Here is an 11,989-nt window from a genome sequence, read left to right on the forward strand (position 1 = left end):
ATGGCCAGCCCGTTCGGCGGCACGCGCCTCACCCATGGCGGATGACCCTCGCTTCGCCTTGCCCCCGGCGCCCACCATCGACATTGCGAGCTGGAAAAGCGCAAGCCATCATTGCGTGGTGGATGACGCCCTCGTCGGTTTACCGGCGGGGGCGTTGTCGTGTGGGGCGGCGTTGTCTGCAGGATGCGTCTCGCACAGGCGGTTCATGCGGGTCAGCGCCTGGTCGGCGCCTTTCAGGCTGAAGACCATGAACCAGTAGTCCTCCGCGGCGCGGTGAATGCGCAGGCGCAGTGTCTCGCCGTGGCGCATGCCATCGAGCAGGGCGCTGGTATCCGGCATCGTCAGGCGCACATAGAAGCCGTCGTCGCCGCGCTCGGTGATAAAGGCCGCCTCGCCGGTATACACATCGCCCTGATCGATCATCACATCCACCGGCACCCGATCCCAGGTGGTGCTCTCGGCCTGGACCTCGTCGAGCATCACGCGAATCTCCAGCCAGCGCTGCCCGCAGGCGCCGGGCGTGGCGTTGACACTGAGCACGCTGTCCGAGTAGCTGCTCTGTTCGATAGCGCGCACATGGCGCTCCTCGCCCAGGGTCAGGCGCAAGGAATGCCAGTCGCCATGGGGCTGGGCATCGCGGATGTTATAGCTCGTGGCCAGGGCCGGGGCCACCAGCAACCAGGCCAGCAGGCCGGCGAGCAAGCCGCGCGCCAGAAAAGTGACAGGACGCATGCGTATAGTCTCAATGTGACAAACGTTTAATGGCAGCGTTGCCGAATCAATAGCAGCGTTGCTAGATTCGCAAGGGTCGCATTGCGAACTCATGCGTGCACATAACACGACAACAAATTGGAGTTTCTGGTTATGCGTAACAACAACAAGACGCTGGTAGCCCTATCCCTCGCTACCCTGTCGCTTGGAACCGCCGCGACCGCCTCGGCCGCTACCCTGGACGAGGTCAAGGAACGCGGTGAACTGCGTTGTGGCGTGAATGTCGGCCTTGCCGGCTTCTCGGCCTCCGACGAAGACGGCACTTGGCAGGGCCTGGATGTGGAAACCTGCCGCGCCCTGTCCTCTGCCATCTTCGGTGACCCCGAACACGTGGCATTCACACCCCTTACCGCCAAGGAACGCTTCACGGCGCTGCAGTCCGGCGAAATTGACGTTCTCTCGCGCAACACTACCTGGACGGCCACTCGCGATAACTCCCTGGGCCTGAACTTTACCGCCACCACCTTCTACGACGGCCAGGGCTTCATGGTCGATAAGGACCTGGAAATCGAGAGCCTCGAGGACCTCAATGGTGCTTCGATCTGCATCCAGTCCGGCACCACCCACGAGCTCAACCTCGCCGACTACTTCCCCTCCCGCGACATCGACATCAACACCGTGACCTTCGATACCCCGGACCAGACGGCCCAGGGCTTTGCCAGTGGTCGCTGTGATGTGCTGACCTCGGATACCTCGCAGCTCAGCGCCCTGCGCCTGCAGCTCCCCGAGCCCGACAGCGTCGAGATCCTCACCGAGCTGATCTCCAAGGAGCCGCTTGGCCCCGTGGTGCGCCAGGGCGATGACCAGTGGCTGGATATCGTGCAGTGGGCCATCTTCGCCATGATCAATGCCGAGGAAATGGGCATCAATAGCGACAATGTCGATGAGATGAAGGAAAACCCGCCCAATCCCGGTGTGGCGCGCCTGCTCGGTGTCGACGGCACCTATGGCGAGCAGCTGGGCCTGAGCAATGACTGGGCCTACAACATCATTTCCCAGGTGGGTAACTATGGTGAAGTCTTCGCCGATACCGTGGGCGAGAATTCCCCGCTGGGCATCAGCCGAGGCATGAACGCGCTGTGGAACGAAGGCGGCATCCTCTACGCGCCGCCGGTCCGTTGAGCCAGCGTCACTGACGGATTCCACGTTTCCCGGGTCGGGACGGCCCGGCCCATGATCGTGTTCGCGCCACCCTGACGGGTGGCAGCCAGCGGCCCCGGCACATGTCGGGGCCGCTGCAGCGATCGGGTCGTGTCATGTTCCGTTGATTTCTGCTTCCGCCGCCTCTCGGGGTGGCGGATCGTGATATCCCGTTCGAGGCTCGACATGCAGCGTTCTTCTACATCCGAACGGGGGCCGCTATGGCGTGACCCCGCCGTTCGTGCGTTGGTGATCCAGGCGGTTCTGCTGCTGGCCCTGCTGGGCTTCATCGCCATGATAGTGAGCAACACCCTGTCCAACCTGGAGGCGCGTGGCATCACCACGGGCTTCGGCTTTCTCCAGGAACGGGCCGGTTTCTCCATTCCCCAGACCCTGATCGAATACAGCGGTGACAGCAGCTATGCCCGTACCTTCGTGGTGGGCCTGCTGAACACCCTGCTGGTTTCTGCCATGGGCATCGTGGCGGCGACCATCATCGGCTTTGCGGTGGGCATCGCGCGACTGTCGAGCAACTGGCTGATGGCCAAGCTCGCCGCCGCCTATGTCGAAATCTTTCGCAATATCCCGCTGCTGGTGCAGATTCTGTTCTGGTACTTCGCCGTCCTGCAGGCGTTACCGAGTCCGCGCCAGAGCATGTCGCTGTTCGAGGCTTTCTTCCTCAACGTGCGTGGCCTGGTGGTGCCGGCGCCCGAGCCCCTGCCGGGCTTCTCGGCGACGCTCTGGGCGCTGTTGCTGGCCGTGGTCGCCGTGGTGGCACTGACGATCTACGCGCGGCGCCTGCAGACCCGTACCGGCAAGGCACTGCCCGTCTTTCGCCTCGGCGCGTTGATCCTGATCGGCCTGCCGTTGCTGGTCTTCCTGCTCACCGGCCAGCCGCTCGAGTGGGAGATACCGGCCATGGCCGGCTTCAACTTCCAGGGCGGCGTGACCGTCATCCCGGAGCTGGTGGCGCTGTGGCTGGCGCTGTCCATCTACACGGCGTCGTTCATCGCCGAGATCGTGCGTTCGGGCATTCAGTCGGTGCCCAAGGGGCAGACCGAGGCGGCCAAGGCGATCAGCCTGCCCGGCGATGTGACCCTGCGCAAGATCGTCATCCCTCAGGCCATGCGGGTCATTGTGCCGCAGTTGACCAGCCAGTATCTCAACCTGACCAAGAACTCCTCGCTGGCCACCGCCATCGGGTATCCGGATCTGGTCGCGGTGTTTGCCGGAACGGCTCTCAACCAGACCGGTCAGGCCATCGAGATCGTCGCCATCACCATGGCGGTCTATCTGGTGATCAGCCTGGTGGTCTCGGCGCTGATGAACCTCTACAACGCGCGCACTTTGCTCAAGGAGCGATGAGATGACGACACGAACCGAGATGATCGAGGCGCGTCGTCCGCCGGACATGCGCCGTGGCGCGGTCGGCTGGTTGCGCGCCAATCTGTTCAATGGCCCGCTCAACAGCGTGGTCAGCGTGATTACCATGGTGCTGCTGGCCATGATGCTGTGGCCCATGGCCAAGTGGGCCCTGATCGACGCCGACTGGCTGGGCTCGACTCGCGAGGCCTGCACGGGCGAGGGCGCCTGCTGGGTGTTCATCAGTGCGCGCTTCGAGACCATCATCTATGGCTTCTATCCCGACCCGGAGCGCTGGCGGGTGGATATCGTGCTGGCCATGCTGACGCTGCTGGTGGCCTGGCTGGCCATTCCGCGGCTGCCGGCCAAGCGCTGGGTGGGCGCCTTTGCCCTGGTCGGCTTCCCGATCGTGGCCTATGTGTTGCTGATCGGTGGCCACTTCGGTCTCGAGGTGGTACCGACCCGCGAGTGGGGCGGGCTGATGCTGACCCTGACGGTGGCCACCGTGGGCATCGTCGGTTCGCTGCCGATCGGCGTGGTGCTGGCTCTCGGGCGGCGTTCGCAGATGCCGCTGGTGCGCAGCCTGTGCGTGGTGTTCATCGAGTTCTGGCGTGGCGTGCCCTTGATCACGGTGCTGTTCATGGCCTCGGTCATGCTGCCGCTGTTCGTGCCCACCGAGGTCGAGTTCGACAAGCTGTTGCGCGCCCTGATCGGCATCATGTTCTTCTGGAGTGCCTACATGGCCGAGGTCGTGCGGGGTGGCCTGCAGGCGATTCCCTCCGGCCAGGAGGAAGCGGCCAAGGCACTGGGGCTGGGCTACTGGCGCCGCATGGGGCTGATCGTGCTACCCCAGGCGCTGAAGCTGGTGATTCCCGGCATCGTCAACACCTTCATCGCGCTGTTCAAGGACACCTCGCTGGTGTTGATCATCGGCCTGTTCGATCTGCTGGCGATCATTCGCGCGGGTCTCACCGACAGCAACTGGCTGGGCTTTGCCACCGAGGGCTATGTTTTCGCCGCGCTGATGTTCTGGGTCTTCTGTTTCAGCATGTCGCGCTACAGTCAGTATATAGAGCGACGCCTGCATACCGGCCACTGAGAGGAGCAATCAATCATTGATTGCCACCTCTCAGCCAAGGTGTCTTTTGCGACGGCACCGGGCTCAGAGAATTGCTCGCGTTTAAGAACAAGGATATATCGTCATGACGGCAAACAATTCGGCAAGCGCTTCCTCCGCGGATACTCCGATGATCGAGGTGGAGGGGCTCAATAAGTGGTACGGCGACTTTCATGTGCTGCGCGACATCGACCTGACGGTGGCGCGCGGTGAGCGCATCGTCGTCTGCGGGCCTTCGGGTTCGGGCAAGTCGACCCTGATCCGTTGCTTCAATCATCTGGAGTCGCATCAGCAGGGCCGCATCACGGTCGATGGCGTGACCATGACCCAGGACATCAAGCGCATCGAGCAGATTCGCCGCAATGTCGGCATGGTCTTCCAGCATTTCAATCTGTTTCCGCACCTTTCGGTGCTCGACAACTGTTGCATCTCCCAGACCTGGGTGCAGAAAAAGCCTCGGGCCGAGGCCGAGAAGACCGCCCGGGAGTTTCTCGAGCGGGTGCAAATCGCCGATCAGGCCCACAAGTATCCGGGGCAGTTATCCGGTGGTCAGCAGCAGCGCGTGGCCATTGCCCGGGCCCTGTGCATGCGCCCCGAGGTCATGCTGTTCGATGAACCGACCTCGGCACTCGACCCGGAAATGATCAAGGAAGTGCTGGATGTCATGGTCGAGCTGGCCCAGGACGGCATGACCATGCTGTGCGTGACCCACGAGATGGGCTTCGCCAAGACGGTGGCCGACCGGGTGATCTTCATGGACCAAGGCCAGGTCATCGAGCAGGCACCGCCGCAGACCTTCTTCAACCATCCCGAATCCGAGCGGACGAAGTTGTTTCTGAGTCAGATTCTGGGGCACTAGGCCCAGTGGCCGGCAGGGGCTTTTCCGGCGACAGGGCTCGGCGAGGGCGCTGTAAACCCGTCCATGGGCGCTACATCCGCCATTCATGGCGGATGACCCTCGCTTCGCCCTGTCCCCGGCGCCCGTGGTCATGAATGGCCGTGCTCACAGTACGAACGCTTTTTTGCGTTCTGGCCCGTGTTGCGAGCTGTGGCGAATGTTTGCCGGCTGAGGGGCGCATCTCAAGCGACGATGCGCAGGCATTGTCCGGCGTGGTAGAGGGTGAAGCCGCTTTCGTAGGCCTTGCTCCATAGCGGCTTGGCGCGCAGTGGCGGGGCGCGTCGCACGGGTAGGGGCAGGCTGCTGTCGTCGCCGTGGGTGAGGTAGCGGGCAAAGCCTTTGCCGACTACGGTGCCGGTGGTGATGCCCCGGCCGTTGTAGCCGGCGGCGGCGAGAATGCCCGGGGCCGGTTCGAACAGGCGCAGGGTGTGATCTGGCGTGAAGCCAACCTGGCCGGTCCAGCTGCATTCCCAGTCGACGCGCCCTAGCTGTGGGAAGTAATGGCGCTGGATGCGGTCGGCCCAGCAGCGCAGGAAGGCCGCCGGCTTGGTCTCGCCACGCCCCAGGCTACCCAGGATCAGGCGCCCTTGAGCGTCGCGGCGCATGCTGCTGAGCACCATGCGCGTATCCCAGGCGCCCTGGCGTTCGGGCAGGATATTGCCGGCGATGTCGTCGGGCAGCGGCGGCGAAGCCACCTGGTAGAAGTGCCCGCGGAAGAAGACATCGCGCACCTGATTCCAGTGATCCTCGCTGTAGGCGTTGGTGGCGATCACCAGCTGCGGGGCCCGCACACAGCCCGCTGGTGTGTCGACCCGCCAGTCCTCTTCCTCTCGAGCGATGCCTTCGGCCGGGCTGTGGGTATACAGATGGGCACCCGCCTGCCGGGCGGCGCGGGCCAGCCCCCGGGTGTAGGCGGTGGGGTTGAGGGTGCCGGCGCGCCGGTCGAGCAGGGCGCGCCGAATACGCTGTGTGCCGATGCGCCGCTGACAGTCCTCGCCCTCGAGCAGCTCCACCGGCGCGCCACGCTGAGAAAACTGCTGGTAACGCCGCGCCAGCTCCCGCTCGCCCCCGGCATTGTGCGCCAGATGCAGGGTGCCGGTGCGGGTGTCCTGGCAGTCGATGGCGTAGCGATCGATCAGCGCGAAGACTTCGGCGGGTGCCTCACCGAGGACGCTGTTGGCCCGCTCGCCGTTTTCCGGGCCGAGCGCCTCGAGGATGTCGTCCGGCGGAATCCACATTCCGGCGTTGACTAGGCCGACGCTGCGCCCTGAGCCCCCGCTGGGAATCTCGCCGGCTTCCAGCAGGGCCACCGACACGCCCGCTTCGGCGAGATGAATGGCCGTGCTCAGCCCGGTTATGCCACCACCGATCACGGCGACATCCGCCGAAGCCTCGCCTGACAGCGGCGTAGCGTCATGCAACGGCTCGAGGGATGTGGACGTCCAGACGCAGGTCGAGTGCATACGGCGCTCCTGACAGCTTCAGGCCAATGCCATGGGGAATGACCGGGTTCCGCCGTCGTCACCGGGTGTCGACGGCGGGGGCCGAGGGCTCAGTCGAACTTGATGCCCTGGGCCAGCGGCAGCTCGCGGGAGTAGTTGACGGTGTTGGTCTGGCGGCGCATGTAGCTCTTCCAGATGTCCGAGCCGGACTCGCGTCCGCCGCCGGTGTCCTTCTCGCCGCCGAAGGCGCCACCGATCTCGGCACCGCTCGGGCCGATATTGACGTTGGCGATACCACAGTCGCTGCCCACATCCGAGACGAAGGCCTCGGATTCGCGGACATCGGTGGTGAAGATGCACGACGACAGCCCCTGGGGCACGTCATTGTGCATCGCCATGGCCTCGTCGAAGTCGCGGTAGCTCATCACGTAGAGGATCGGCGCGAAGGTCTCGTTCCTGACCAGCTCATTCTGCTCTTCCATCTCGACGATGGCCGGCGTGACGTAGTAGGCATGCGGATACTGATCGGCCAGCTGGCGCTCGCCGCCGAACACCGTAGCGCCCTGCTGGCGCGCCTGGTCGAGCACCGACTGCATCTGCTCGAAGGCCTGGGCATCGACCAAGGGGCCGACCAGGCTACCTGCCATGGGATCGCCGATGGTCACGCCGGCATAGGCCTTCTTGACCCGCTCGACCACCTCGTCGCGCACCGACTCGTGAACGATCAGGCGGCGCAGGGTGGTGCAGCGCTGGCCGGCGGTGCCCACGGCCGAGAACAGGATGGCACGCACGGCCATATCCAGATCGGCGCTGGGCGCTAGGATCATGCCGTTGTTACCGCCCAGCTCGAGGATGCTGCGACCGAAGCGGGCCGCCACACGAGGCGCCACCTCGCGGCCCATGCGGGTGCTGCCGGTGGCGCTGATCAGCGGCACACGGGGGTCGTCGGCCAGGCGCTCGCCGGCGGCGCGGTCGCCGATGATCACCTGGCTCAGGTCGGCCGGTGCCTCGTCGCCGAACTCGGCCATGGCGCGTTCCAGCAGCGCCTGACAGCCCAGGGCAGTGAGCGGGGTCTTTTCCGACGGCTTCCACAGCAGGCTGTTGCCGCACACCAGCGCCAGGGCGGAATTCCAGGCCCAGGGTGCGACCGGGAAGTTGAAGGCGGTGATCAGACCGATGGGGCCCAGCGGATGCCAGCTCTCGCGCATGTGGTGACCCGGGCGCTCGGAGGCGATGGTCAGGCCGTAGAGCTGACGCGACTGGCCCACCGCCAGGTCGCAGATATCGATCATCTCCTGCACTTCGCCCAGACCTTCCTGGTAGATCTTGCCGCATTCCAGGGTGACCAGGGCGCCCAGGTCCTCCTTGTGGCGACGCAACTGCTCGCCGAACAGGCGCACCAGCTCGCCGCGCCGAGGGGCTGGCACCTGGCGCCACTGCTCGAAGGCCTGCTGGGAACGCGCCACACGCTCCTCGATGGCATCGGCGCCTTCCAGGCTGACGCGGCCGATCTCGCCGCCGTCGGTGGGAGAGGTGATGACGAAATCCCCCTGACGATAACGGGCCTCGTCGACCCCGAGTTTGTGCATGAGCGTGTCGATCATGGTGTGTCCTCTTGTGTCCGAGCCTGACGCCAAGCGTCTGTTCCAGAATGGCGGAAATGAGGCCAGTATTGACGCGCCGATTGACGGCGCTCAAACGACGTTTTATATGAAGGTCATTCCTTTTTTTCGTGAAGCGTCCTGTCTGCCTTTCGGAGCACTGCATGAGCCGTCGACACCTGCCCACCCTCACCGCCATGCAATGCTTCGAGGCCTCGGTGCGGCACCTGAGCTTCACCCGCGCCGCCGATGAGCTGAACCTGACCCAGAGCGCGGTCAGCAAGCAGGTGGCGCAACTCGAGGCGACCCTGGAACATCCGCTGTTTCGCCGGGTTCGCAAGCGCCTGCAGGTCACGCCGGAAGGCGCGCTCTACCTCACCGAGGTGCGCAAGATCCTCGCCCAGGTGGAGATGTCCACGCGCTACATGCAGTCCTACGGCGGGCAGAGCGAGGTGCTCAATGTCACCACCCTGCCGACTTTCGGCGCCCGCTGGCTGATCCCGCGGCTCTATGGGTTTCGCTTCCGCCACCCGCGTACCTACCTGAACATCACCAACCGCTCGGAGCCCTTCGACCTGGAGGAAGAGCGGGTCGATGTGGCCTTCTTCTTCGGTCATGGCGCCTGGCCGCGGGCCGAGTGCATCCGCCTGTGCGACGAGGAGCGGGTGCCGGTCTGCGCGCCCGCGGCGGTTCCGCCCGGCGGCATCAATGAGCCGCTGGCGCTGACCCGACTGGTGCTGTTGCAGAACGCCACCCGCCCCGAGGCCTGGCATGACTGGTTCGCGGCCCAGGGCTGCTATACCGAGCACAGCTACCATGGCCCGCGATTCGATACCTTCGACATGGCCCTGCGTGCTGCCCGAGCTGGCTGCGGCGTGGCGCTGGTGCCGCGCTTTCTGGCCGAGGAAGAGCTGGCCGCCGGTCAACTGATCGTGCCCTGGTCGTTCGGGCTGACCAGCCGCGAGGCCTATTATCTGGCCTACCCGGAACACAAGGCCGAAGTTGCCAGGGTCAAGGGCTTCACCAACTGGATACTCGAGCATCTCGAGCGGCCTGCCGCCACCAGCTAGTTGATGGGCGTGTCCGCGGCGGCCCGCGTCAGGAGGTGCTCAACAAAATGTCGCACCCGGGGCAGTTCGCCGAGGTGTTCGGGGTGAACCAGATAGTAGGCATCCGGCCCGCGCAGCACATGCGGCCAGGCCAGGGCAAGGTGTCCGGCGGCCAGTTCCTCATCGACGAAGAAGCGCGGCACCAGGGCCAGGCCGCCGCCATTGAGCACGGTGGCGATCAGCATCTGGAAGGTTTCGACGCGGGTACCGTGATAACTGTGCTCGCTGCTGATGTGTTGATCGGCAAACCAGCGATGCCAGGCATCGGGGCGTGTCGAGAGGTGCAGCAGGCGGCATTCGGCCAGGTCATGAGCCGCCCGGATCGTTTGACGCGCTAGATAGTCGGGGGCGCCGACGGCGACGACCGCCTCATCGAACAGCTTGTGGCACTCCAGGTTCGGCCAGTGGCCATGGCCGTGGAAGATGGCCACTTCGATGTTTTCGTGTTCCAGATCAAATGCCTCGACATGGTCGTGAATGCTCAGGTCGATCCGTGGATGGGCCTCCAGGAAGGCCGGAAGCTGCCGCGACAGCCAGCGGGCACCGAAGGTCGGCAGGCAGGCGACACGCAGGCGCTCGGCCTGGCCGCGGTAGGTCATGATCGAGTGCGCCGACATCTCGATCTGCGCCAGTATCCGGCGCACCTCGGTGAGGTACTGCGAGCCCTCCGGGGTCAGCACCAGGCTGCGGCGCACGCGCCGAAACAGCTTGTGAGCCAGGTAAGCCTCAAGCTGAGCCACCTGCTTGCTGACCGCGCTCTGGGTAATGCATAGCTCATCGGCGGCCCGTGTGAAGCTCATGTGACGCGCCGCGGCCTCGAAACATTGCATGGTGATGGTCGATGGCAGATGACGCGCACTCATGGCCGTTCTCCGCGGCCCGGTTCGGGGCTCTTTGGATGCTGGAATCTCATGTATAGCGCCGCTTACACTCATTTCATGGTATGGAAAGGGTAATGCATGAGCCAGAGGAATGGGTAGCCCGCTTTTTTTCGTTTGCCGGCGATAGCCTTGCTCTGTTCTCATCCATGACAGGATGGTCGTCGGTTGCCGACGACCCGTGGATTCTTTACGTCCGGGCAGGTCACCCCGAGTGCCCGCCCGGGCGAACGCAACCCAGAGGTAGGCACGATGACGTCCCCGGTATCTCATCACGATATTCGTGATCGCTTTTCCCGCGCCATGTCGGCCATGTATCAGGACGAAGTGCCGCAGTACGGCACCTTGTTGGCGCTGGTGGCGGAGGTCAATCAGCAGACCCTTCAACAGAACCCTGAACTGGCCGAGCGACTCGAAGCCCACGATGAAATAAACCGCCTGGGTGTCGAGCGGCATGGTGCCATTCGCGTTGGCACGTCCGAGGAGCTTGGCATGCTGCGTCGCCTGTTCGCAGTGATGGGCATGCATCCGGTGGGCTACTACGATCTCTCCGAGGCTGGGGTGCCGGTGCACTCGACGGCGTTTCGGCCGGTTGAAGATGAGGCGCTGGCACGCAATCCGTTCCGGGTCTTTACCTCGCTGCTGCGCCTCGAACTCATCGAAAGCCCCGAGCTGCGCGAGCGCGCCGCCGAGATTCTGGCCAAGCGGGATATCTTCACGCCCAAGGCACGCGAGTTGATCGAGCTCAGCGAACGCCAGGGCGGGCTGACCAGCGAGCAGGCCGATCAATTCGTCGCCGAGGCGCTGGAGACCTTTCGCTGGCACCAGGATGCCACCGTGGATCTCGACACCTATGAAGCCCTGCACGCCGAGCACCGCCTGATCGCTGATGTGGTCTGCTTTCGCGGGCCGCACATCAACCATCTGACGCCGCGCACTCTGGATATCGACGAGGTGCAGCGGCGCATGCCGGCGGCCGGCATCACCCCGAAGGAAGTCATCGAGGGGCCGCCGCGCCGCAACTGCCCGATTCTGTTGCGCCAGACCAGCTTCAAGGCCCTGGAAGAGCCGACACGCTTCGTCGGCGAGCGCCAGGGCAGCCACACCGCCCGCTTCGGCGAGATCGAGCAGCGCGGGGTGGCGCTGACCCCCGAAGGCCGTGCGCTCTATGACCGCCTGCTCACCGAGTCGCGTCAGCGCACCGCCGGGCTGGCCAACGAGGCGCACCAGCAGGTGCTCGGCGAGGTCTTTCAAGCCTTCCCGGATACCCACGCCGAGCTGCGTCGTCAGGGGCTGGCGTTTTTCGACTACCGCCTGACCGAGGCCGGGCGCGAGGCCGGTCTGGTGGCCGAGACCGATCTGGAGGCGCTGATCGAGCAGGGGCTGGTCAGTGCTCAGCCCATTACCTACGAGGACTTCCTGCCGGTGAGTGCCGCGGGCATCTTCCAGTCCAACCTCGGCGGTGGTCAGAACCAGGCCTATGCCGGCAACGCCAATCGCGAGGCCTTCGAGGCGGCCCTGGGGGCGGCCGTGACCGACGAGCTGGCGCTCTACGCAAAGCGCCAGCAGGCCTCGCGCGATGCCGTGATGGCCGCGCTGAGTGATGCTGGATAGCCTGGCATGGCTGAATAGCCTCTCACCGCTCGATGGCGGTGTCTCGCTGCTGCTGGT

The 11,989-nt window shown here is 64.8% G+C and carries 10 protein-coding genes; 6 read left to right on the top strand and 4 right to left on the bottom strand.

What is annotated here, in order from left to right:
- Positions 1-108: 108 nt before the first annotated feature.
- Positions 109-732 carry a hypothetical protein gene (locus QWY74_RS12540; protein WP_290314426.1) on the bottom strand — a complete coding sequence of 208 codons (624 nt, stop codon included), beginning with the start codon at positions 730-732 and terminating at the stop codon, positions 109-111.
- A gap of 132 nt (positions 733-864) precedes the next feature.
- On the opposite strand from QWY74_RS12540, the gene QWY74_RS12545 reads away from it, so the two are divergent.
- The 4 genes from QWY74_RS12545 (at position 865) to QWY74_RS12560 (ending at position 5,249) form a co-directional block, all read left to right on the top strand.
- The gene (locus QWY74_RS12545) at positions 865-1,893 is read left to right on the top strand and encodes an amino acid ABC transporter substrate-binding protein (RefSeq protein WP_264826988.1); all 1,029 of its coding nucleotides are present in this window, start codon (positions 865-867) and stop codon (positions 1,891-1,893) included.
- Positions 1,894-2,097: 204 nt separating this feature from the next.
- Complete coding sequence (locus QWY74_RS12550; protein WP_264826986.1) at positions 2,098-3,276, top strand: amino acid ABC transporter permease; 1,179 nt, start codon at positions 2,098-2,100, stop codon at positions 3,274-3,276.
- Between the two features lies 1 nt (position 3,277).
- Positions 3,278-4,372, top strand: a complete 1,095-nt coding sequence (locus tag QWY74_RS12555) for an amino acid ABC transporter permease (protein ID WP_264826985.1) — start codon at positions 3,278-3,280, stop codon at positions 4,370-4,372.
- Between the two features lie 103 nt (positions 4,373-4,475).
- Positions 4,476-5,249, top strand: coding sequence for an amino acid ABC transporter ATP-binding protein (locus QWY74_RS12560; protein WP_290314427.1), 774 nt, complete (start codon positions 4,476-4,478; stop codon positions 5,247-5,249).
- 221 nt (positions 5,250-5,470) lie between these two features.
- Here the strand turns inward: QWY74_RS12560 and amaA are convergent, their stop codons facing one another.
- Together amaA and amaB are read right to left on the bottom strand one after the other, a co-directional pair.
- Entirely contained in the window at positions 5,471-6,751 is a 1,281-nt protein-coding gene (gene amaA, locus QWY74_RS12565; RefSeq protein WP_264826983.1) for an L-pipecolate oxidase, read from the bottom strand.
- Between the two features lie 89 nt (positions 6,752-6,840).
- Entirely contained in the window at positions 6,841-8,334 is a 1,494-nt protein-coding gene (gene amaB, locus QWY74_RS12570; RefSeq protein WP_290314428.1) for an L-piperidine-6-carboxylate dehydrogenase, read from the bottom strand.
- 161 nt (positions 8,335-8,495) lie between these two features.
- On the opposite strand from amaB, the gene QWY74_RS12575 reads away from it, so the two are divergent.
- Positions 8,496-9,401: a LysR family transcriptional regulator gene (locus QWY74_RS12575; protein WP_290314429.1), complete on the top strand. Its 906-nt coding sequence runs from the start codon at positions 8,496-8,498 to the stop codon at positions 9,399-9,401.
- Here QWY74_RS12575 and QWY74_RS12580 read toward each other — a convergent pair.
- Entirely contained in the window at positions 9,398-10,303 is a 906-nt protein-coding gene (locus QWY74_RS12580; RefSeq protein ID WP_290314430.1) for a LysR substrate-binding domain-containing protein, read from the bottom strand. The genes QWY74_RS12575 and QWY74_RS12580 overlap by 4 nt on opposite strands.
- 267 nt (positions 10,304-10,570) lie before the next feature.
- On the opposite strand from QWY74_RS12580, the gene hglS reads away from it, so the two are divergent.
- Positions 10,571-11,932, top strand: coding sequence for a 2-oxoadipate dioxygenase/decarboxylase HglS (hglS, locus tag QWY74_RS12585; RefSeq protein ID WP_264826979.1), 1,362 nt, complete (start codon positions 10,571-10,573; stop codon positions 11,930-11,932).
- The last annotated feature ends 57 nt before the right edge of the window (positions 11,933-11,989 follow it).

The sequence above is a fragment of the Halomonas almeriensis genome (assembly GCF_030409235.1).
Taxonomy (GTDB): domain Bacteria; phylum Pseudomonadota; class Gammaproteobacteria; order Pseudomonadales; family Halomonadaceae; genus Halomonas; species Halomonas almeriensis.